The sequence below is a fragment of the Arthrobacter sp. PAMC 25486 genome (assembly GCF_000785535.1).
Lineage (GTDB): Bacteria > Actinomycetota > Actinomycetes > Actinomycetales > Micrococcaceae > Specibacter.
In genome coordinates this window covers 2,956,387-2,978,648 of sequence record NZ_CP007595.1, presented here as the reverse complement: position 1 = coordinate 2,978,648, position 22,262 = coordinate 2,956,387, and the positions used below count along the sequence as shown (strand labels likewise).

The following is a 22,262-nucleotide window of genomic DNA, read 5'->3' as shown; positions in this document are numbered from 1 at the left end:
TGTCCTCAGCCTCCCCAGATGGGCAGATGATTGCCGCATTGTGTGTTCGCCCAGCTTACGTGCCAGCCGTGCGTTCCACATGAGCCGCACGAATTTGTTCAATAATGCGCAGCCCGGCCACCGAGTCGGCCGGGTCCACGGGGACCGGCCCGCCGTCAAGGATTGCTGCGGCCAGCAGTTCGTAAAAGCAGGAAAAATCGCCCCGTTCGGTGGGCACAGCCACGGTGGCGCCGTCGGATCCGAGCAGGCCCCATGCTTCTTCCGGGTCCACCCCGTAGCCGGGCATGCCCGGGTGGATGCCGGCTTGAATCTGGGCTTCCTGAATGTCAGCACTACGCTTGACGTACGCCGCCTTCGAACCAAGGACGCGCAGCCGGGGGCCGTTTTGTGCAACGTTGGCATTCACCCACAGGTGGGAGATGACACCACTGCCATGTTCAAGGGCGATGAAGACGTCGTCGTCCGTCAATTCCATGGGGCGACGGGCGTTGAGCTCCCCGTACACACGCACTACCGGGCCGAACAGCAGCAGCGCCTGGTCGATCAGGTGCGTGCCTAGGTCAAAGAGCAGCCCTCCCCCGTCAGCCGCCGTGGCCTGGGCCTTCCATTCCTTGGTGATGAGGGGCTGGTGGCGTTCCAGCCGGGATTCAAAGCGGTGGACCTGGCCCAGCGCTCCGTCGGCGAGCAGCTTTTGCACGGTGCGGAATTCGCCATCCCACCGCCGGTTCTGGTAGCTGCTCAGCAGTGTTCCGCGTTCCTTTGCCAAGGCGAGCAAGGCGTCCCCTTCCGAACTTGAGAGGGCAAAGGGCTTGTCTACAACAACGGAACAACCGTGCTCGACGGCGGCCGTGGCCAGTGGGACGTGGGTGGCCGGAGGTGTTCCCACCACGACGAGATCAATGTTGTTGTGGCTTCCGGCAGCAGCCCATTCCTGGCGCGTGAGAACGGCTGCTTGAGGGCAGGCGCGCCGGGCCGCGGCCTGGCGGTGCGGATCGGAGGTGACGATGACGTCGAGGCTGAACGCCTCCAGCGACGCCAGCGATGGTGCGTGGAAGACACTGCCTGCCAGGCCAAACCCCAGAAGTGCGGTGCGAATGCTTTGTGTCATGTGGCCAACCATACTGCCGGGTTACTATGTGTTCCATGACATTAGATGCTCCCAAAGTCAGCTCCCCCTTGGACCCGGCCGAACAAGCATTCCTGGTCCGCGCCCTTTCGGACAGCGACGACGTGACGGTGTTTGTCGATGGCACGGCCCACAGGCTGGGTACTGGCGCCAAGGAAGCAGTCCACGACCTGCTGCTGCGTTTCTCGCGCGGGGACGCCGTGAGCGTTGCAAGCATTTCCGAACTGCTCACCACCTCACAGGCGGCCGAACTGGCGGGCATCTCCCACACCTTCCTGCGCAATCTCACCGACCGGGGTGAGATTGCCGTGCAATACAGGGGCTCCCACAGGCGCATCCGCCGCCAGGACATCATGGCCTGGGTGGAGCGCCAAAAAACAGCAGATCAAGCCCGCTGAGCAGCCAGCCCATCCAGTCCGACCCGAACGCTCTTCTGCTAGTGTCAGCCCATGGACGATACCCTGGGGAAATTTGTGTCCGACTTCAGCGCCTTGGTGGGGCTGGCCCAAAAGGAAATGACGGCCGTTCCCAACGGCCGGCAATTGCTTGAGGAGCTGGAAAGCCACTTGGGTTCACCGCCGGGCATGCTCAGTGTTGTGCTGGAAGAGATCCCCTCCCACCGCCTGGTCGATGCGGACATTCTGCTCTCGGAATTGGCCGCGGCGGACCCGGACAGCCGGCTGCTGGGCATCGGAGGCGGCGACCAGCGCAACCACATGTCACTGAGTGACATGATCCAAAATGCGCTCACGTGGTCAAACATCCCCCTGGCCCAGCCTGATTACAGCAACGTGGCGGTGGGTCCGGCGGAACAGCGCCAGGTTGTTGCCCTTGGGTTGCGGCTGTTCAGGCATGGCGGCGACCCCGTCGCGGTGTTGCAGCGTGGCGCCAATCCACAGTTTGGCCGCCAGCTCGCGAGCCTTGAAGTCCTGGCCGCCGACCCCGCAACGGCGGCCGGAATGTTGGCGGAGCTGCGCCTGGGCATGGAAAGCCGCAGCATCTTCAAGGGCCAGGTCATTTCACTTGCCGCCGGTGATTACGGGCCCAGCATCGCCGGGGTGAGCTTCATTGCGCGCCCGGAGCTGTCGGGCAGCGATGTCATCTTGCCTGACGGTGTCCTCGGGCGGGTAGAAGAGCACACGCTTGGCATTGGCCGGGCTGCGGCTGCGCTGAGCGCCCATGGACAGCACCTCAAGCGTGGACTTCTGCTCTATGGCCCGCCCGGAACGGGCAAAACTCACACCGTGCGTTACCTGCTCAGCCGCAGCGAAGGCACGACGGCGATCCTCCTCTCAGGCGGCTCCCTCGCCCGCATCTCGGAGGCCGCCACGATGGCCCGCGCCCTGGCGCCCTCCATTGTTGTCATGGAGGATTGCGACCTCATCGCCGAGGACAGGAGTTTTGGCCACGGTCCGCAGCCACTGCTGTTTGAGGTGTTGGACGCCATGGACGGGTTGGACGCCGACTCCGACGTGGCGTTTGTACTGACCACGAACCGCGTCGACATGCTCGAGCGGGCCTTGGCCCAGCGCCCCGGCCGGGTGGACCTGGCCGTGGAGATCCCGCTACCGTCCGAACATGAACGGGCGGCTCTGCTGCGCCTCTACTCCCACGGCCTTGCCTTCTCAACGGACGCGTTGACGGCGGCAGCGGCACTGACGGCAGGCACAACGGCGTCGTTCGCCAAGGAACTTGTCCGACGCGCGGTGGTCGCCGCCTCCCTCACCGGCACCACCCCCGGGGACGGCCACCTCAACGACGCCACTGCCCAGTTGATGGCCGACTCCGAGGCGCTGACCCGCAGTCTGCTGGGCAGTGGGGACCCTGGACATGCCCTTGAAAAACACCGGGACGGCCGCTTTGGCGGGGACGGCCAGACTCCGTTCCAGCCGTGACCTGCCCGCGACCAGATTGCAGTTGCGTCCCCTTTGCGCCCAAGCACTGCCGGGACCGCACCTTCCACCGTAGCTTGTAGATACGGCGGAACGGCCGGCAGAAATTACAGGAGCAGTGTCATGGAGACCATGAGAAAGTCGTCAATGGTGGCACTTCTTGCCGCCGCAGCACTCACGCTGGCCGGTTGTGGGGGTACAGCAACTGAGGGCGGCACAAACTTGCCGGCCGTTTCCTCTGCCAGCAGCCCCGCCACTGGTGACGCAACAAGTCCCACCCAGGCGCCGCCGTCGAGCATCCCACCAACCACACCAACGGCGACCGAATCAAGCGGGGACCCCACCGTCCTGCCCACCCTCGCATCGGTCACCGTGGTTTACGTTGCCGTGGGTGACGGCGGAGTATCGGGTCCGGAATTTGGCTGCGGCGACAGCACTGTGGGCGTGACGAGCCCCGCCATCAGCTTCACCGACCCGGTTGAGGCGGCGTTGCGGACGTTGCTGGAAAACCACGACATGGAAGTTGGCGAGTCAGGATTGCGGAATGCGTTGTGGCAGTCGGATCTCACCGTGAAGTCGGTCGACAGGTCCGGGAACCCCATCATCGTGGATCTGGAAGGCACCTTGCAGCTGGCCGGCGAGTGCGACATTCCTCGGGCGCAACTGCAACTTCTACTCACGGCCCAGCAGGCTGCCGGATTCCCCATTGAGATCACGATCAACGGAATACCGATGGCCGAGGCCCTGAGCCTGAAGTGAGGCACACGTAGAAAAACTTTTGATGCCTATTTAGCAACAAACGTTATATCCTGAGCACGTGAACATTACAGCCTCCGGCGCCAATGCCGCCGCCGAAACCCTGTCCGAAGAAGCCGTCGACGCCCTGAACCGGGCCGGTGGTCCGTCGTCAGGGCCGGCGGGTGAGGCTGCGCCGCACAGGCATGAGTCGCTCCTGTCGGCCCGGGCCGCGAATATCAAGCAGTCGGCCGTGCGCGACGTTTTTGAAATTTCCATGCAGCCCGGCCTGGTGTCGCTGGCCGGCGGAAACCCTTACCTGCAGTCCCTGCCGCTTGACCGGCTGGCCGCCACCGCCGCCTCCATCATTGCCGAGCACGGCCTTGAGGCGCTGCAATATGGCGGCGGACAGGGCACCCTGGAACTGCGCACCCAGATCTGCGAGGTCATGGCGGCCGAGGGGATTCTCGACGCCGACCCCGACAATGTTGTCATCACGGCCGGTTCGCAGTCCGCACAGGATGTTGCGGCGAAGGTTTTTTGCGATCCCGGTGACGTGATCCTGCTCGAGGATCCCACCTACGTTGGCGCACTGAACACCTTCGAAGCCTACGAGGTGGATGTGCAGCCGGTGGTGGGTGACGAGCACGGCATCGTCCCGTCGCTGCTGCGCGAGCGCATCACCGCCCTGCAGGCCGAAGGCAAAAAGATCAAGCTGCTGTACACGATCCCGAACTTCAACAACCCCTCAGGCGTGATGCTGGCACCGGAACGCCGGCAGGAAATTGTGGACATATGCCGTGAGGCGAATATTTTGGTGTTGGAGGACAACCCCTACGGTCTGCTAAAGTTCGACGGCGTTCTGCCGGAGCCCCTGCGCTCGGCCAACCCCGACGACGTGCTGTACCTGGGCTCATTCTCCAAGATCTTCGCCCCGGGCCTGCGCATTGGCTGGGCCCTGGTCCCCGCGCACCTCAAGCAGCGCTATTACCTGGCCAGCGAAGCCGTGACCTTGTGCCCGCCCACCTTCAACCAGCTGCTGGTCAGCGAATACCTGCGCAACTACGACTGGCAGGGGCAGGTCAGCACCTACCGGGCCCTGTACGCCGAGCGCTGCGCGGCACTGCTGGCCGCGCTCGAGGAACACATGCCGGACGGCGTCTCCTGGACCCGCCCGGAAGGCGGCTTCTTCGTCTGGCTGACGCTGCCCGAGGGGATCGACACCTACCCGCTGCTGCACAAGGGCATCGACGCGGGTGTGGTGTTTGTCCCAGGCGCAGCGTTCTCAGCCGCCGGAGGACCCAGCAATAAGCTGCGCCTGGCATTCAGCGCCGTGCCGCCGGCAACTCTGGCCGAAGGCGTCAAGCGCCTGGCACCGGTGCTGGCGCAGGCCATCGCCGCCGCATAAAACGTGATCCACCGATTTGGTTGTTGGTCCAACGGCTTAAACACGAAATGCCCGTCTTTTAGAGGAAACGGAGGTTGCCTAAAGCGTATTTTCCACCAGAGAATGAGCACATGGTAGCTGTTCGTTTTCCACACCCCGGTGGCCGTGGCAGTTTCCTTTGCCGAGCAGAACCTTCTCTCAGCGACTGGCTTGGTGCCGGTGATATGCCGGGCGGATAGCAGTGAACCGGCCGCTCAGGTGGCTCGCAATCTTGGCATGTCGCGGGCTACCTGCTACATACGCCCAGAAAGACTCTCGGATTAGTCACACCTGGTCCAAGTTTATAGAAATTGCTATTGGTTAGTTGACTATTAGTCATTTTACCAATTCAGCTTCGAACCTCAGTCGCGTGCTGGCCGAAAAGATTTCACTTCCGACCAGCACGACATACCGAATTACCTGGTCACATTCTTGGACGGCCAACATTACGTTGCCGTAGATAGGCTATTGATATCAGAAAGCTTACGAGCGCTAGCGGACCTGCGCAGATAATGATGTAAAGTGGCGAAAATTCGAGCGCCAGAAAAAGTAAGACCGTCATGAGGGTTAAGACCCAAAGGATCGCAACGGTGTGCAGTTGAGTAAATTTATTTAGGCCGCTCATTCGTGAACATCTCCTTCTTGGCTCTCATTAAGACAGCAAACAGCTTCTCCACTTTACCCGAAGCAGGAAGCGGCCGCGCCGGTCATTCCCCCGAAGAGACCCCCACCGATGGTCCCGACCAATCCTGCTCCAACGGTGCCCACGATGGGCAGCGTTACTGTCCCGATGGCCGCTCCGCCGAGACCGCCGGCAAGTGCACCGGCTCCTGTCGCACCCACAGTTCCGAGTGCGCACTGGGCTACGCCACGGGAAGCAACCATCTCACCGGGGGGAGTTGCCGCTGAGACTACCAGAGAGCCGTCGCCCACTTCTGCGTAGACCAGATCCACAGCAGCACCGTCGACTCCAAGGGCTTGTGCAGGCAGTACTTCCTGGCTGCCAGTTGATTTGAGGGTGGCCACGGCCGTGCCTTCGCCCGATACTTCGAACTGGTAATCAGTGCTACTAATTCCAAATTGGTGCTCGTTGAGTTCGTAATACTTCAGGTCAGATCCCTGAACTGCCGAAACCGGAGCGGCTGTCCCTTGATCAGAAGCCATGCTCGGAGCGACGGAACCTAACGACATGGCTCCCGCCAGTGCAATTACCGACAATGCTTTTATTTGGTTTCGCGACATCACTGCCCTCTTTCCCAAGGTAAATTCAATGGTCATGCGGTGTTACGCACAACACGATCGACGCTACACACACGTCAAATGCATGTCAAAATTGCCTCGCAGGAAAGACCTGATTTTATTAGTCACTTATAGGGGCTCAGGTTGCGTCCCATGGGGTGGCGTAGTTCCCGGTTGCTGGGCGTCGGATGTCCGATGTGAAGAGCCATCGTGCGATGGTCAGTGAGAACCGATCAAAGTTACTCACAAAGGACACAAACACACCACGACGGCTCCAGGCCAGTCTGCCTTGTTCGACCTGCTTGGCCAACTTAAACTCACCTATGTCTCCGACCGGATCCGTACAACGACCGAAACCCTGTACCAGCAGCTCATCGAGGCCGAGGCCACCGCGTTCATCGGTGCCGGCCCGTTGACCCTGCCCTCGATCATGAAGTAGGCGCTTTCGGGGACCGTGACCTCTCGGCCGTGGACTACCCGTACGTGTTCCATGACGCGACCTACTGCAGGGCCCGTGTCGGGCGCCGGGAAGTGGGGGGCTTCGATCTCGGCGACAGCGAGCACGAAGGGTTCTGGGCCGCGTTCCTGCGCTCGATGAAAACCCGTGGACTCGATGGAGTGAAATGTGGAGTGATGCTGGCGATATCCGATGCCCACAGTGGCTTGAAGAAGGCCATCGCCACAGGGTTCCAAGGTGCGGGCTGGCAGCGGTGCCGGGTCCATTTCATGCCCGACGTGCTCGCGGTCCACCCAAAGGATCCCAGGACATGGTCGGCTCGATCATCCGCACCGCCGTCGCCCAACCCAACGCTGCAGCCCTGCTTGCTCCGGCTCGCCGGCGCCGTCATCGTCGAGCAACACTACGGATGGCAAGCACGCGACCGCCTGCTGCGGCGCGAAGGCCCGCTGCACGAGGCCGGGCCGGCCGTCCTGGCCGCCGCACGAGCCTTCATCGCGGCCGACTAAAGGCACGTGTCGACAGCTAAATTACAGATCGTGAACCTTGTCGAGACAGTGTGGCGCGTGAGTTCCTTACCAGCACCGTGGGGTTGGAGCGGCTGGGAATGGGCCTCCAACGGGCACTTCCCAGGACGCTGGGAAAACCATGAAGGAAATTTGGGCACCGTCGACGCCGGATCGAGCGTGGTGGGCTGCCAGTTCGCAGTACTGGCCTGTTTACGTAAGGTCCCCAGGCTGGCCCTCGACCTAGCCGACATTGGCGAAGAAGACGAGGGCAAGATCCTCCACCCACCCCTTACCCCGGGCATTATTCCGTGCCAATGCTTGGATGGCCGCACAGCGGCCACGGCGGGACTGAGTGGCAGCCCAAAACCGTCAAACCGTCAAACCGTCAAAAAATATGATTCAGCCGCTCCCCAAATCAGATCAGTGGATTGAGGCTACTTTTCAGGGCAGTCAGTCCAGCAGGAGCGCGGGTTCCTCCATGATGGCAGCAACGTCGGCCATGAAGCGGGCGGAGAGGTCCCCGTCCACGACACGGTGGTCGAAGGAACCACCCAGCGTGGTGATCCAGCGCGGAACCACTTCGCCATCCACCACCCACGGCTTTTGCTTAATGGTGCCGAACGCCACGATCGCCACCTCACCCGGGTTGATGATGGGCGTTCCCGTGTCGATGCCGAGCGCACCAATGTTGGTCACCGTCAGCGAGCCGCCCTGCATGTCAGCGGGCTGCGTCTTGCCGGCCCGGGCGGTGGTGGCGAGCAAGTTCAACGCAATCCCCAGTTCCTTCAGGGACAGGTTCTGGGCATCCTTGATATTCGGCACCATGAGCCCGCGGGGCGTGGCGGCCGCGATGCCAAGGTTCATGAAGTGCTTGATGATGATCTCATCGCCGGTCCACGTTGCATTGACCGAGGGGTTGCGTGCGGCGGCCCAAATAACTGCCTTGGCCAGGATCAGCAGGGGCGAAACCTTGATGCCTTCAAAGTCGCGTGAGACCTTCAGCCGCTTCACAAATTCCATGGTCCGGGAGGCGTCAACGTCGACAAAGATGCTGACATGCGGAGCGGAAAACGCGCTTTCCACCATGGCCTTGGCCGTCGCCTTGCGCACACCCTTGACCTTGATGCGCTCCACACGGGGGTCGTCGGCCAGCCCAGTGCCGGTGGCGGGAGCCCAGAACGTGCCGGCACCATCTTGTTCGGCGGTGCGCTGGTCCTGGTAGCTAAGCAGATCCTTCTTGGTCACTTCCCCGCGCAGGCCGGTGGCAAAAACCTCGCTGAGGTTGATGCCCAGATCCTTCGCGGCCTTGCGCACCGGCGGTTTCGCCAGCACGCGGTTTGCCTTTGCCACCATGCGGTTGGCTGTGGCTGCTGCCTTGCCGATCATGCTCGACGCCGAATCCTGGCCGGGTGCCGGAGTTGCCGCTGGGGCAACAACAGCGGGAGGCGCAGCCGGGGCGGGCACCACTGGGGCCGGCGCGGCAGCGGTCGCTGCGGCAGGGGCAGCCTGGCCGGGCACGGCGGAAGCCGAGCCCATCCGCGGGCGGCGCTTGACGGCGTCGGCCTTGGGACCTGAACCAACCAGCGGCTTCATCACTTCGCCACCATCGGTTGCAGGAGACGTGGAGGCAGGCGCTTCGGGGGCCGCCGGCGTGACAGGGGCCGTTACAGCAGCGTCCGAACCGATGGCGATGATGGGCTTGCCCACATCCACGGTATCCCCCTCAGCAACCATCAACTGGGCCACCACTCCCGCGTACGGCGAGGGCAGTTCCACGATCGACTTGGCAGTTTCAATCTCCACAATGACGTCGTTGACGGCAACGACATCGCCCGGCTTGACCTTCCAGGAGACGATTTCAGCCTCCAGCAGGCCCTCTCCGACGTCGGGCAGATTGAATAAATTCAGGGTAGACATGGTGGGCCTTCCTAGAATGCGAAGGCGCGGTCCAACGCCTCCAGCATGCGGTCGATGTCCGGCAGGTAGTGCTCTTCAACGCGGGCCACAGGGTAGGGCATGTGGAATCCGCCCACCCGGATGGCCGGCGCTTCCAGTGAGTAGAAGCAGCGTTCGCTGATGCGGGAGGCGATTTCTCCGCCGATGCCGCCAAAGGTGGGGGCTTCGTGGGCGACAACGAGCCTCCCGGTTTTGTTTACGGATGCTTCAACAGTGTCGAAGTCGATCGGAGAAATGGAGCGCAGGTCAATGACCTCGACACTGTGCCCGTCCTCCGCGGCGGCGTTGGCTGCGGCCAGCGCCACGGGTACCAGCGGACCATAGGCCACCAGTGTGGCGTCGCTGCCTGCACGGACAACATGAGCCTTGAACGGGTCGCCGGGGCTGTTCTCGGTGTCCACCTCGCCCTTGAGCCAGTAGCGGCGCTTGGGTTCAAAGAAGATCACCGGGTCCTGGCACTCAACGGCCTGTTGGATCATCCAGTAGGCGTCGTTCGCGTTGGAGGGTGTGATGATGCGCAGCCCCGGCGTGTGGGCAAACAACGCTTCAGGCGACTCGGAATGGTGCTCGATGGAGCCAATGCCGCCGCCATACGGGATCCGGATGACCACGGGTGCACTGAGCTGGCCGTCGGAGCGGGTGCGGATCTTGGCCAGCTGTGTGGTGATCTGGTTGAAGGCGGGAAACACAAAGCCGTCAAACTGGATCTCGCAGATGGGGCGGTGGCCGCGCAGGGCCATGCCGATGGCCGTGCCGATGATCCCTGATTCGGCCAGCGGTGTGTCCATGACGCGGTGGGCGCCGAATTCCTTTTTCAGGCCCTCGGTGACACGGTAGACGCCGCCCAGGGAGCCAATGTCCTCACCCATGAGAAAGCTTTTGGGATCGTTGGCCAGTTTGGCGCGCAGGCCTTCGTTGATGGCCTTGGCAATGGTCATTGTGCTCATGCGGCACCGCCCTGGGTCTGCGAGTTGTTGGTGTCGGCGTCCGCGAAGGAGGCCTCGTAATTTTCAAACCAGGCCAGCTCTTCAGCCACCAGCGGGTGGGCCTGTGCGTAAACCGTGGCAAACTTTTGGCGAATGTCCGCCCCGCCCATCGCCAGCGTGGCGCGACGGACATGGGCAGCCAGTTCGTCGCCGTCGTTCTTTACCTGCTCAAAAAAATCGTCGTCGGCAAGGTTTTCAGCACGCAGGTACGTCTCGAGACGCTGTAGCGGATCTCGGGTTTTCCAGAGTTCCTCTTCCGCACTCATGCGGTACTTGGTGGGGTCGTCGGCGGTGGTGTGTGCGCCAATCCGGTACGTTGAGGCCTCGATCAGGACCGGGCCGTGGCCGCTGCGGGCATGCTCGAGCGCCCACTGGGTCACGGCGTACACGGCCAGAACATCGTTGCCGTCAACACGGATGCCCGGGATGCCGTAGCCGCCCGCACGGTTGACGAGCGGAATCTTGGACTGGACTTCAAAGGGGACGGAGATGGCCCAGTTGTTGTTCTGGCAGAAGAATACTACAGGGGCGTCGTACGAGGCGGCGAACACCATCGATTCGTGGACGTCCCCTTCACTGCTTGAGCCGTCACCAAAGTAGGCAACGACGGCGGCCGGCTCGGTTGTCGGGTCGGCTGCCAGGTCGCGGCTGATGCCCATGGCGTATCCCACAGCGTGCGGCACCTGGGCCGCCAGGACCAGCGTGTAGAGGTGGAAGTTGGTTTCGCGCGGGTCCCAGCCACCGTTGGAGATGCCGCGGAACAGCTTCAGCAGATCCGCCAGATCCAGCCCGCGCGTCAGGGCCACGCCGTGTTCACGGTAGGTGGGGAAGGCATAGTCGGCCTTGTTCATGGCCCGGCCGGAGCCGATTTGGGCTGCTTCCTGGCCCACGACGGGCACCCACAAGGCAAGTTCACCCTGGCGCTGCAGCGCGGTTGCCTCGGTGTCGAAGCGGCGCACCGTGGCCATGTCCCGGTAGAAGCCGCGCAAAACGTCCGCATCCAGGTTCTGGATGTACGGGCTGAAGGTTGCTTCGTGGTGAAGTGCCCCGTGTTCGTCGAGGAGCTGGACCGCATCGTTCGGCCCCACAGTGGTGTTCTGCAGGACGCCGGCGGAGTCGCCTGCCTGCGGGCGCAGTGCCGCCTGACCTTCAGAGCGTGCTGTTTCCGGGACTGATGATGTTTCACCAGCGGTGCCACTTGCAGCGTGCGGGGCGTTGCCCATGCTGTCTCCTCGTCTGCCGAACCTCAAGGGAACCCAGGCTCCCATTTCGACTCGTTGGTACTGATATATGCCCCCAAGGGAATGCATTCCGCAGGGCGCATATATATACGTTTTCGATTTACCACTGTATCGGTACAGGCCCGCAAACCGTGCCTTTGTTAATGGCTAGGAACGTCGTGGCTCTTTTGTATAGGCTGCACAGATCTCCAGGAATCGAGTGTTGGCCGCCACTTCGCCAATACTGACGCGCACTCCCTCATCACCAAAGGCGCGCAATGAGAGGGCATGGCTTTGCGCCAACGCGGCAAACTCTTGGGAATTGGCACCCAATTCCAGCCACACGAAGTTTCCCTGTGCGTCCGGAACGTCCCAGCCGAGTTCCGCCAGGCCCGCCAGGACGCGCGTGCGTTCATCCACCAGGCTTTGTACTCTTTCCACAACCTGGTCGTAGTTTTCCAACGAGGCGACGGCGGCTTCTTCACCAATGCCGGAGACGGCGAATGGCGTTGCCGCAGCCCGCAAATATTGGGTGATCTCCGGCTGTGAAATGGAATAGCCGACCCGCAGGCCCGCCAGTCCATGCGCCTTGGAGAATGTCCGCAACACCATGACGTTGGTATATTTTCGGTACAATTCCACACCGTTGACGGCGTCCCCGGCACGAACGAATTCCTGGTATGCCTCATCGATGACAATCACCACATTGCTCGGGATGCTACGAATGAACTCTTCAGTTTCACCCGTGCGCAGGGCCGGACCCGTGGGATTGTTGGGTGTGCACAGCAGCACCACCTTGGTGTGTTCTGTGACGGCGGCCGCCATGGCGTCCAGGTCATGGCTGCCGTCGGAGCGCACCGGTACCTGCACACTTCTGGCGCCGGCCAGTCCCACGCAAATGGGGTACGCCTCAAAGGACCGCCAAGCGTAGACCACCTCGTCCTGCACGCCGTTCTCATTTTGCCCTGAGAAGGCGGCGAGAATCTGGTTCAGCGCGCCGAGGCTGCCGGCACCAGTGACAATGTCGTCGGCGGGGACGTCCAGAAACTTGCCCAGGGCGTTGCGGAGAAGGGTGCAGCTGCTGTCCGGGTAGCGGTGGATGTCAATGGCTCCACGCAACACATCCATGACAGCGGGGACCGGCCCCAAAGGGTTCTCATTGGAAGAGAGCTTGAAGCTTTCCAGCCCGGCCACTGACTCCGGCGGCTTCCCTGCCGCATATTTGGGCAGGCGGCCCACTACTGGGCGTGGCTGCACATTGGCATGGGCGGAGGCATTCATCTCGATCATGCAACAAGCTTATGACAGTACCGTCGGCACAAGGGATGCTGCCCAGTGTGTGGAACTATGGATACATGGGAAGAATCATTATTCAAGTTGTCGTCAACGCCCTGGCCTTGTGGGTTGCCAGCTGGATCCTGCCCGGATTCCACATTGCACCGGCCTCCGTAGTGGGTGAAGGCATTGCCGGATCCGAAGGCACCGCGGACACCGTTAATACGGTGCTGGCATACCTCTTCATCGGTTTGGTCTTCGGCATTGTCAATGCCCTGGTGAAGCCCATCGTGAAGTTGCTGTCTCTGCCTGTGACCATTTTGACCCTGGGGCTGTTCACGGTGGTCATCAACGCTGCCATGCTGTGGCTGACCGCCTGGGCCAGCAGTTTCACCCCCATTCGCTTTACGATTGATGACTTTTTCTGGACCGCCATTCTGGCTGCCTTGATCATCAGCATCGTTTCCATGATTGCCGGAAGCCTGGGCCGCACGGGCTCACGCGCCTGATCCCTTTTTGCGACTGTCCCGGCGTGACCTTCACTGCGGTCCCGGCGCGACGGGGTTGTCCAGCTTCGAGGCGCCTGTTCCGCCTTGTTTCAGGGCGTCAGGGCCACCCGCACTAGGGGCACGAGTGACCGTCCTGCCTTTATTTTTGGCATCCTCGTCGACGTCCCTGCCTTGATACACAAATTTTCTTGCCTGCACCACGGCTCCGACACCGACCCCCAGGAATGCCGCCAGTGTTTGCTGTGAGGTGAGCACGGCAGGGATGTCACTTGATTCAAGTGCGACGGCGTCGCTCACGTAATTCTCGATGGCGTGGGCTTCTTTCACCAGAGTTCCCACATCGCCGCTTCCGGCAGCAGCTGGCCGGTGCGAGGTGACGGTGACCCAGTTTGCGGTGGCAGCAGGAGCACCAAAATCCGCGGCGGTGACAATGTCGTTCTCGTTTTCCAGGGCAAGGACCGAGACGCCCTCCGCCACATCCAGATTCTTGGCGGGCGCCCCGGCAATCACGATCATCTTGACATTGATCTCGTTAAGGAACTCCGGGCTTGCCGCGGCAGCAGCGGCGTGGATGCCGCCACCGCTGTGGCCGGTGATGAGCACTTCATCGTCCGGCAGGGCGCCGGACGCGGCGAGCGCCTGCTTGATGAGGTCCTGAACCACAACGTGCTGCTGCTTGTATGCTTCCATGTGTTCGGCCGTGAGCCCTTCCAGGTTCCCTTCCATGTCGAAGGGGTTGGTGCTGTCAAGGGTGGACCAGTCTTCCGTTCCGGGCAGGTTCACCACCCACGCCGGCGAGCCGTCCGGCCGGACAACCTGGAGAACACCGATGGATCCCGGCGGGTAGGAGTAGGCTGCTTGGGTTTCTGCCAGCATGACGGAAATGCTTGCCGCTGTGGTCCATGGTTCTCCTTGTGACGGATCTGCCACGGCATGGCCGGGCGGCCACTGCCTGGCTTCCTTGTTCCATTCCTCCGCCGGGACGGGCCGCATGGTCAGGTGGCCGGGGCGGGCCACTCCTGCCGCGTCAAGGAAAGACCGGGCCGCCTTGGCCGGTTGGATGCCGGCTTTTGCCGCGTCGTGTGGTCGCAGCTGCGAGATCAGGTAGCTCATCGCCACAAGGGGGCCGGCAGCTCCGGCAGCGTAGGCGGCACCATTGTTGAGCAGGTCCTCGACACCGTCCCGTAACCCCTTGTCCTTGGCCTGCCGCATCCAGGCGGTTGCGTCGGCCAGCAGTTTCACGGCAGCCAGCGCCCCCCACCCCCATGTGGCCAGGCCGTCCTGGAGTGCAGCGACCCTGCCGTTCTGTGCAGTTAATGTTGCGGTGCGCGCCTCAGCGCCCGCATAGCTGTCGCCAGCCTGTGCAAGCTTTCGTGCCAAACTCACAGCCTGTATCTGTGCCTGCCGCCCCACCCACAACGCATGCTGCATGGATTCCAGCGCCCCGTAGGGGTAATCCGAGGCTGTTTGGGCAGCGTCGCCTAGCCACACCCGCTCAGATTGCAACCTGTCGAGCAATGGCTCCACGAGTTGCGCCAGCCTGGCGATCCCGGCACCAGCCTCAGCGATTTCCGCCAAGGTGTAGCTGATGGACCCTGCCCCGCCGCTGCGGCTGAACGTGGTTTCCCCTTCTGACTCAGATGCCATGATTCATGGCCCCCAGCCAGCTGTGCCCAGGCCGCCAAATACTGGGCCCGGTCCCACACCAAGCCCAAACCCCGGAGCCGCGCCAATGGCCTGCCCAGCACCGGATCCGGCGCCACTCCCTGCACCCAGCGGGCTGAAGCAACCGTTGGCGAGGGAGCTGGCGCGCAGGTGCAGGCCGTAGCTGCCAACGTCCCCCGCTGCCTCCTCAAATGCCTTCACCGCTGTTGCGAGTGCCACATTCAAGTCAGTGAGTGACGTCAGGAACGCAGCAGCTGCGGGCGAGCGCCATTCCGGTGTCTCCACGGCACCCAATTGCAGCCGAACGCCCTCCAGTTCCCCGGCGAGCGCGGCGAGCCTCTGGGCCACCACCGCCACGGATTCGGGACACGGGCCGGTGCGTGCACCAGCGCCGGCGTTGCCAGCCGCCGGCTCCCACCCAGTTCCCATCGAATAACTCATCGAACCCCCCTGTTGCACTCAGCCTAGAAAGCGGAAGGGCGCTCCGCCAGACGCACCCGCCGATTTGTGGATTTTCACCGTCCCGGCCGCGGCTGTGGAGGAATTGGCGGTTCATGAAAGAATTGGGCCATGTCTGATTCCGCAAATGCCACAGCCCGCATCCCTTCCGGCCGCCTGTCACTGGCCGCTTCCTCCGAGCGCATCGCCCTGGGCCCCTTGGACGGCCGCTACGCCGGCGCAGTCTCCCCGCTCGTTGATTACCTCTCCGAGGCAGCCCTGAACCGTGACCGGGTAGCTGTTGAAGTTGAGTGGTTCATCCACCTGACCAGCAACAACGTGCTTCCGGGCACCGAGCCGCTGACAGCTGAGCAGCAGGCAGGCCTGCGCGCCATTGTGACCGAATTCGATGCGACGTCCGTTACGGAACTGGCCGACATTGAAAAGGTCACGGTCCATGACGTCAAGGCTGTGGAGTACTTCATCGGCAACCGCCTGGCTGCCCTGGGCCTGGAGCGTCTGAAGCCGCTGGTCCACTTTGGCTGCACCAGCGAAGACATCAACAACCTCTCCTACGCCGTGGGCGTCAAGGGTGCCGTCGAGGACGTCTGGCTGCCTGCAGCGCGCGCACTCGTTGCCAAGATTGCCGAGATGGCGGAGCTGAACCGCGCAGTCCCCATGCTTTCGCGCACGCACGGCCAGCCCGCCACGCCCACCACGCTGGGCAAGGAACTCGCCGTCACGGCCTTCCGCCTGACCCGCCAGCTGGACCGCATCGCCAAGACCGAGTTCCTGGGCAAGATCAACGGCGCCACCGGAACCTACGCGGCACACTACGCCTCCGTCCCCGCGGCGGACTGGCAGGACGTTGCCAAGAACTTCGTCGAGGGTTTGGGCCTGGCGTGGAATCCGCTGACCACCCAGATCGAATCCCACGACTGGCAGGCAGAGCTTTACGCCGACATGGCCCGCTTCAACCGCATCCTGCACAACCTGTGCACGGACGTATGGAGCTACATTTCCATCGGCTACTTCGCACAGGTGCCGGTTCCGGGCGCCACCGGCTCATCCACCATGCCGCACAAGGTCAACCCCATCCGCTTCGAAAACGCCGAGGCGAACCTGGAGATCTCCAACGCCCTCCTGGACACCCTGGGCGCAACCCTGGTGACCAGCCGCTGGCAGCGCGACCTCACCGATTCCTCCAGCCAGCGCAACATCGGTGTGGCGTTCGGCCATTCCCTGCTGGCCATCAACAACGTCCTGGGCGGCCTGGGCCGGCTGGACACGGCAGAAGCCGTTCTGGCCGACGACCTTGACCACAACTGGGAAGTTCTCGCCGAGGCCATCCAGATGGTCATGCGCGCCGAGGCCATTGCCGGTGTTGCAGGCATGGAGGACCCGTACGAGCGTCTCAAGGACCTGACCCGCGGCCACCGCGTGGACGCCGCCCGCATGCAGGAGTTCGTCTCCGGCCTGGGCTTGTCCGCCGATGCGCAGGCACGCCTGCTGGCCCTGACCCCGGGCAAGTACATCGGTATCGCCGAGTCCCTGGTGGACCACCTGAGCAAGTAATTCCCAGGGAGTTCCTGTTTGGGGAATGTTCGACGGCGGCACCCGGATTGCGCGTACAGCGCAGCGTGGGTGCCGCCCTCGTTTTGGCAACACTCGAGCCTAAATCCGGTTGTCCAGCCAGGCGTCAAACATCTCACGTGCCACATCCTGCCGCCACCGCCAGAGCTTGCAAGGCTGAGTCGATCCCCGCCGCACTTCCAGGCAATCCGGCACCGCATACGGGATGCCGCAATCGGGGCAGCACTCCGCATCCCAAAGGGCATCGTTGACCATCACGCCGGCTTGCAACAGCCGGCAGTCGCCATAGACGCCCATCCGCACCAGTCGTGCACCAAGTTTGGTGGCTCGCGGCGCGTTGAATTTCCGGTATGTGTCCGTCATGGCGAATCCGGCGGGTTCCAGCAGCACCATGGCCCGCATCAAAAAGCAGATCATGCACTCGTTTTGATACGGCACCATGAGGCTGCCGGCCAGTTCCATGAAGATTCGGTCAACGTCTTCGTCAGGCGCTCCGGGCCCGCCATTTTCAGCGTTCTCGGCACCACTGTAGTGATCCATGGTTTTCCTTTCCATGAATTCAATCTCCCAGTTCAGCTGCCTGCAAGAAAGGGCCTCCCTGGATTTTGTGGACAACCACGATTCCCACCGCGCCTATGGAGGAACGAATGTCCGGTCACGCTATTTGCCAGCGCCCTGTGGCACAAAACATGGTGTGTTCCCGCGGACAAAGCGACCCCGCCACGAGAACCTGAACGGTAGATTGAAGTCCATGAGCAACGGCGATATCACCTTCCACACCCGCAAATGGGTCCGTCCCGAGGACCTCAATGCCAACGGCACCCTCTTTGGCGGCAGCCTGCTGCGCTGGATTGACGAAGAAGCAGCAATTTATGCCATCGTCCAGCTCGGCAACGGCATGGCCGTGACAAAGTACATGTCTGAAATGAACTTCGTTTCGTCGGCCGTCCTGGGGGACCTCATCGAGATGGGCCTGACTGCAACTCACTTTGGCCGGACGTCGCTGACCATGCGCGCGGAAGTGCGCAACATGTTCACGCGCGAATCCATCCTCACCATTGAAAAGGTTGTGTTCGTGAACCTGGGGCCGGACCACAAGCCTGCACCGCACGGCTTTGATTCCATCACCTACGACCGCGACCGGGTCCCCACCACCCACCTGAAGCCGGCCGGATAACCGCTCGGCACCCAACGCCGCGTCACACTGCCTGGGCCGCTTGGAACCTTTCGATCCGCACCAAGGCCTCACGGACGGCGTCGTACCCTGCCGCAAAGCTCAAGCGAACTGTGGCGAGCCCGCCAACCCCGTCAAAGTCGGCGCCCGGCACCAGCGCCACGGCCTCGGCTTCCAGCAGCGCCGCGCAGTATTCGCGGGAGTCGGCGAAACCTGCCAGTGCAGGGCCAAGGTTGGCGTAGTAGTAGAAGGCGCCGTCGGCCGGGGCGGCATCCGTCCAGCCCAGGCCCGCAACGTTGGACAGGACGTAGTCGCGGGTGCGGGCGAACTCGGCAACAGCCGCGTCGGCCTCCGCGTAGGCCTGCTCACTGAACGCTTCAAGTGCCGCCATTTGCGCCGGGGCCGGAGGGCACAGGGCCACATTGCCGGCCAGCGCGTCCACGCCTTGGAGGAGGTCGTCGGGCACAATCGCCCAGCCGAGCCGCCATCCCGTCATCCCCCAGTACTTGGAAAAGCTGGAAATTACGACGCCGGACCGGTCCAGTTCCCAGGCGCACACGCCCTTCGGATCCGAGTTGCCTGGGGCGGGGTAGGTGATGCCGTGGTAGATTTCGTCGCTGATCAGCCGCACGCCGTTGCCGCCGCACCAGTCGGTGAGGGCTGCCAGTTCCGCCCGGGAAACCATGGTCCCGGTGGGGTTGGCCGGCGAGGCCAGCATCAAGCCCGCCAGCGGGCCATGTTTGGCGACCGCCGCGTCGAGGATCGCCGGGGTGGGCTGGAAGCGGGAGTCTGCTCCGGCGTCGAGCTCGATGACCTCAATGCCCAAGGAGGTCAGGATGTTCTTGTAGGCGGGGTAGCCGGGGCGGGCCAAAGCCACCCTGTCGCCGGGGTTGAAGGCGGCAAGGAATACCAGCATGAACGCCCCGGACGAGCCGGTGGTGACGGCAACATTCCGGGCGGGAACATCCAGGCCGTACCAGCGTTTGTAGTGCCCGGCGATGGCCTGGCGCAGCCCGGAAATGCCCAGCGTGGGCGTGTACGTCAGCGGTGTGCCGGCGAAGTGCAGCGCGGCGGCCCGAGCTGAAACCGCACTGGGCGCTCCCCCGCTCGGCTCGCCGGCGCACAAGGAAATCACGTCACGGCCGGCGGCACGCATATCTGCCACCCGCTGCAGAATGTCCATGACGGCAAAGGGCGCCACCTTGGCACGGGCAGCAACGGTGAGTGGTGTGCGCATGGGGATCCTTCAATAAGGCGGGTGTGGACGGCCGGTGGAAGCGTGGGACCAAACTCCAGCTTGTCACACGCCGCTGCCGATACCCTTGTGGGGTGAGTGAATCTACCGAACGCACCCAGCAGGAACTGATCCAGCCCATCATTTTGCTCGTCGACCGGGAGGAACCAGCCGGCGAGCAGCATGGAATTGCTGCGGCGGCACTGGCGTCCGTCCAGGCCTTCCTGCGAGACCCCGAAAATCCCGACTGGCGGCAGTGGGCCTCCGGTGCGTTCGGCAAAACGGTCAGGCGGGCCGACGCCAAGATGTTCGCCAAGGTCCTTGGGGCCTTCCCCGAACACGTCCTCGCCACCGTGGGTGAGGCCTCGGCCGTGGGGCTGCCGCCCATGCCCGCCGCCGAACTGCCCAAGCTGCTGGCCAAATTGCAGGTGTCCGGCACGCAGCTGCCTCCCGGGGAGCCGCTGCCGCCTGCGCCGCTGAGCATTGTGCTGAACGCGTCCCTGGAGATGTCCACGGGCAAGGCCGCGGCCCAGGCGGCACATGCACTCTTTGCCTGGCTGCTGGAATCCAAGCCTGCCGTGGTGGAGGCGTGGGCTGCCGACGGCTTCCCCCTCGGCGTCCTCGAGCTGCCGGCGAAGGAGTTCCGCAAGGGCGCCCGCAAATCGGCCGGCCCTGTCATCCAGGATGCCGGGCGGACAGAGATTGAGCCCGGTTCGACCACCGCCTATGTGGCCGTGGCGAAGGCCAAATAGCACCCGCCCCCGAACGCCCGGTGGCCCGTACAAAAATAACCCTTGCGCATCCATACCTTCATGTGTAATTATTTACTGACAGGTGAAAGGGGGTGCAGAAATGTCATTGGAAGAAGAGATCGCGAAGGTTACGGCAGTTGCCCACCCCACGCGCTACCGCATCATCGCAGCGCTATCGGTCGAACCGCTCCACGTGAGCGAACTGGCCAGGCGTCTGGGAATGTCGCGTCCACTGCTTTACATGCACCTACAGCGACTCGAGGAGGCCGGCTACCTTGCCGGCCGGCTGGAGCTCTCCGCCGACGGCAAGGCCCTGAAGTACTTCGAGGTCGTGCCGTTCAAACTCACCATTGACCCGGCTGCAATCATGGCAGCCGTCGGACCGCTGGATGCGCCCGACACTGAACCTAAACAAGAAAGCGGTAAATGACATGGGACTCGAATTCGTACCGTGGTGGGCCTGGATCGCAATCATTGGCATCATCGGCGGCATCACCTACCAGATCGTCATTGCCCGGGCCAACGCCAAAACGCGTCAGGTGGAACTCGGCGGAGCGTCGGAACTGCGTGAAGTGGTCAAGGAAAACACCGCCGTCAGCACCGAACTGCTCGGCAAGCTGGACTCTCTCGACAAGCGCCTTGCCGCGGTCGAGAAAACCCTGACCGACATCCCCTAACCCAGCCACCGCTTAACCCAAAGAACGACGCCGGAACCCAGGTTCCGGCGTCGTTCTTGCGTCAGTGCCGCTTCAGTCAGGCGCGCCATCAGCAGGCGCCACTCGTTATTCGGTGGCGGCGAGCTGCCCGCAGGCTCCGTCAATTTCCTTGCCGCGGGTGTCCCGCAGCGTGGTGGGGATGCCGTTGTCGATCAGCGTGTTGATGAATTCCCGCATGACTTCCGGCTCGGAGGAGGTCCAGATGGAACCGGGGGTCGGGTTCAGCGGGATCGGGTTCACGTGCACCCAGCCGCGGCCGCGCTGGTTGAGCTTCTTCGCGAGCAGCTCGGCGCGCCAGGGGTGGTCGTTCATGTCCTTGATCAGCGCGTACTCGATGGACACGCGGCGGCCGGTGACCTTGTAGTAGTTGTAGGCGGCGTCGAGGGCGTCATCCACCTTCCACTTGTCATTGACGGGGATCAGCTCGTCGCGGAGTTCGTCGTCGGGCGCGTGCAGGGACAGCGCAAAGGTGACGGCCACGCCTTCCTCGGCCAGCTTGTTGATGCCCGGGACCAGGCCAACGGTGGAGATGGTGATGCCACGGGCGGACATGCCCAGGCCCTCGGGCGCCTCGGCGACCATGCGGTGCACGGCGTTCATGACGCGCTTGTAGTTCGCCAGGGGCTCGCCCATGCCCATGAAGACAATATTGGTGACGCGCTCGGCGTCGTGTCCGCCGTCGCGGCGCAGGTTGCCCAGCCCGCCCTCGGCGATGACCCGGTTGGCCTGCACGATCTGGTCCAGGATCTCCGCCGTGGACATGTTTCGGGTCAGCCCGGCCTGGCCCGTGGCGCAGAACGGGCAGTTCATGCCGCAGCCGCACTGGCTCGACACACACAGGGTCACGCGGCCGGGGTAGCGCATAAGCACCGACTCCACGAGCGAGCCGTCAAAGAGGCGCCACAGGAACTTGATGGTGTCACCGTTGTCCGTGGTGAGGCGCTTGACCTCGGTCAGCAGCTTCGGGAACATGGTCTCGGTGATCTCGGCGCGGCGGTCCTTGGGCAGGTCGCTCATCAGTTCGGGATCAGTGGTGTAGTGCTGGAAGTAGTGCACAGAGAGCTGCTTGGCGCGGAATGCCGGCAGGCCCATCTCCTTGAATTTTGCCTCGCGCTCGGGCAGCGTCAGGTCGGCCAGGTGCACCGGAGGCTGGGACACGCGCGGGGACTTGAACTGCAGCAGCGGGCGCCCACCCGGGTCCTTGGCCTGCTTCCAGCCCTCGGTGGCAGGCATGACCTGGGCCGCGCGGCGGGCAGGGCGCGACTTTGGGGCGGCGGCATCGGTTTCTGCGGCGGCGGGGCTGGGGGCGTTTTTGGGGGAAGTCATCCTTTCCATTGTCGCCTACGGACCGCGGTTCTGT

The 22,262-nt window shown here is 63.1% G+C and carries 21 protein-coding genes and 1 pseudogene; 11 read left to right on the top strand and 11 right to left on the bottom strand.

Going from position 1 to position 22,262, the window contains the following annotated elements:
• Positions 1-55: 55 nt before the first annotated feature.
• A complete protein-coding gene (locus art_RS13605) occupies positions 56-1,108 on the bottom strand; it encodes a Gfo/Idh/MocA family oxidoreductase (protein WP_216699537.1) in 1,053 nt (350 codons plus the stop codon).
• Positions 1,109-1,143: 35 nt separating this feature from the next.
• On the opposite strand from art_RS13605, the gene art_RS13600 reads away from it, so the two are divergent.
• The 4 genes from art_RS13600 (at position 1,144) to art_RS13585 (ending at position 5,161) form a co-directional block, all read left to right on the top strand.
• The gene (locus art_RS13600; RefSeq protein WP_038465623.1) at positions 1,144-1,524 is read left to right on the top strand and encodes a helix-turn-helix domain-containing protein; all 381 of its coding nucleotides are present in this window, start codon (positions 1,144-1,146) and stop codon (positions 1,522-1,524) included.
• A gap of 51 nt (positions 1,525-1,575) precedes the next feature.
• Positions 1,576-3,021 (top strand): ATP-binding protein, encoded by a 1,446-nt coding sequence (locus tag art_RS13595; RefSeq protein ID WP_082000293.1) that lies wholly within the window; start codon positions 1,576-1,578, stop codon positions 3,019-3,021.
• Between the two features lie 120 nt (positions 3,022-3,141).
• A complete protein-coding gene (locus tag art_RS13590) occupies positions 3,142-3,777 on the top strand; it encodes a hypothetical protein (protein WP_157875269.1) in 636 nt (211 codons plus the stop codon).
• 58 nt (positions 3,778-3,835) lie between these two features.
• The gene (locus tag art_RS13585; protein WP_038465621.1) at positions 3,836-5,161 is read left to right on the top strand and encodes a PLP-dependent aminotransferase family protein; all 1,326 of its coding nucleotides are present in this window, start codon (positions 3,836-3,838) and stop codon (positions 5,159-5,161) included.
• Between the two features lie 696 nt (positions 5,162-5,857).
• Here art_RS13585 and art_RS13580 read toward each other — a convergent pair.
• Entirely contained in the window at positions 5,858-6,343 is a 486-nt protein-coding gene (locus art_RS13580; protein ID WP_052136553.1) for a hypothetical protein, read from the bottom strand.
• Between the two features lie 307 nt (positions 6,344-6,650).
• Here art_RS13580 and art_RS13575 point away from each other — a divergent pair.
• Positions 6,651-7,230, top strand: a pseudogene (locus art_RS13575) (transposase); the annotation flags it as partial.
• Between the two features lie 604 nt (positions 7,231-7,834).
• Here the strand turns inward: art_RS13575 and art_RS13570 are convergent.
• From art_RS13570 to art_RS13555, 4 genes are all read right to left on the bottom strand, one after another.
• Complete coding sequence (locus art_RS13570) at positions 7,835-9,301, bottom strand: dihydrolipoamide acetyltransferase family protein (protein ID WP_038465617.1); 1,467 nt, start codon at positions 9,299-9,301, stop codon at positions 7,835-7,837.
• Between the two features lie 11 nt (positions 9,302-9,312).
• Positions 9,313-10,287, bottom strand: a complete 975-nt coding sequence (locus art_RS13565; RefSeq protein WP_038465615.1) for an alpha-ketoacid dehydrogenase subunit beta — start codon at positions 10,285-10,287, stop codon at positions 9,313-9,315.
• Positions 10,284-11,549 (bottom strand): pyruvate dehydrogenase (acetyl-transferring) E1 component subunit alpha, encoded by a 1,266-nt coding sequence (pdhA, locus tag art_RS13560; RefSeq protein ID WP_082000292.1) that lies wholly within the window; start codon positions 11,547-11,549, stop codon positions 10,284-10,286. Before pdhA ends, art_RS13565 begins: the two co-directional genes overlap by 4 nt.
• Before the next feature lie 165 nt (positions 11,550-11,714).
• On the bottom strand, positions 11,715-12,836 hold the full coding sequence (locus art_RS13555; protein ID WP_082000291.1) for a histidinol-phosphate transaminase: 1,122 nt from the start codon (positions 12,834-12,836) through the stop codon (positions 11,715-11,717).
• A gap of 65 nt (positions 12,837-12,901) precedes the next feature.
• Between art_RS13555 and art_RS13550 the strand changes: the two genes are divergently transcribed.
• Positions 12,902-13,330: a phage holin family protein gene (locus art_RS13550; protein ID WP_038465611.1), complete on the top strand. Its 429-nt coding sequence runs from the start codon at positions 12,902-12,904 to the stop codon at positions 13,328-13,330.
• Positions 13,331-13,360: 30 nt separating this feature from the next.
• On the opposite strand, the gene art_RS13545 is transcribed toward art_RS13550, so the two are convergent.
• Positions 13,361-14,977, bottom strand: coding sequence for a hypothetical protein (locus tag art_RS13545; RefSeq protein ID WP_038465609.1), 1,617 nt, complete (start codon positions 14,975-14,977; stop codon positions 13,361-13,363).
• 3 nt (positions 14,978-14,980) lie between these two features.
• Complete coding sequence (locus tag art_RS13540; protein ID WP_157875267.1) at positions 14,981-15,436, bottom strand: hypothetical protein; 456 nt, start codon at positions 15,434-15,436, stop codon at positions 14,981-14,983.
• A gap of 129 nt (positions 15,437-15,565) precedes the next feature.
• On the opposite strand from art_RS13540, the gene purB reads away from it, so the two are divergent.
• Positions 15,566-17,008, top strand: a complete 1,443-nt coding sequence (gene purB, locus art_RS13535; RefSeq protein WP_038465605.1) for an adenylosuccinate lyase — start codon at positions 15,566-15,568, stop codon at positions 17,006-17,008.
• A gap of 99 nt (positions 17,009-17,107) precedes the next feature.
• Here purB and art_RS13530 read toward each other — a convergent pair whose 3' ends face one another.
• Positions 17,108-17,566: a hypothetical protein gene (locus art_RS13530; protein WP_162182059.1), complete on the bottom strand. Its 459-nt coding sequence runs from the start codon at positions 17,564-17,566 to the stop codon at positions 17,108-17,110.
• Positions 17,567-17,777: 211 nt separating this feature from the next.
• On the opposite strand from art_RS13530, the gene art_RS13525 reads away from it, so the two are divergent.
• Positions 17,778-18,203 carry an acyl-CoA thioesterase gene (locus art_RS13525; protein ID WP_082000290.1) on the top strand — a complete coding sequence of 142 codons (426 nt, stop codon included), beginning with the start codon at positions 17,778-17,780 and terminating at the stop codon, positions 18,201-18,203.
• 22 nt (positions 18,204-18,225) lie between these two features.
• Here the strand turns inward: art_RS13525 and art_RS13520 are convergent, their stop codons facing one another.
• Positions 18,226-19,437 carry an aminotransferase class I/II-fold pyridoxal phosphate-dependent enzyme gene (locus tag art_RS13520; RefSeq protein WP_038465601.1) on the bottom strand — a complete coding sequence of 404 codons (1,212 nt, stop codon included), beginning with the start codon at positions 19,435-19,437 and terminating at the stop codon, positions 18,226-18,228.
• 92 nt (positions 19,438-19,529) lie between these two features.
• Here art_RS13520 and art_RS21105 point away from each other — a divergent pair, with 92 nt between their 5' ends.
• The 3 genes from art_RS21105 (at position 19,530) to art_RS13505 (ending at position 20,863) form a co-directional block, all read left to right on the top strand.
• Entirely contained in the window at positions 19,530-20,186 is a 657-nt protein-coding gene (locus art_RS21105; protein ID WP_052136552.1) for a peptidyl-tRNA hydrolase, read from the top strand.
• 100 nt (positions 20,187-20,286) lie between these two features.
• Positions 20,287-20,616 carry a winged helix-turn-helix domain-containing protein gene (locus tag art_RS13510; protein WP_038465599.1) on the top strand — a complete coding sequence of 110 codons (330 nt, stop codon included), beginning with the start codon at positions 20,287-20,289 and terminating at the stop codon, positions 20,614-20,616.
• Between the two features lies 1 nt (position 20,617).
• Complete coding sequence (locus art_RS13505) at positions 20,618-20,863, top strand: hypothetical protein (RefSeq protein ID WP_038465597.1); 246 nt, start codon at positions 20,618-20,620, stop codon at positions 20,861-20,863.
• A gap of 105 nt (positions 20,864-20,968) precedes the next feature.
• On the opposite strand, the gene rlmN is transcribed toward art_RS13505, so the two are convergent.
• A complete protein-coding gene (gene rlmN, locus art_RS13500; RefSeq protein WP_038465594.1) occupies positions 20,969-22,228 on the bottom strand; it encodes a 23S rRNA (adenine(2503)-C(2))-methyltransferase RlmN in 1,260 nt (419 codons plus the stop codon).
• Between the last annotated feature and the right edge of the window lie 34 nt (positions 22,229-22,262).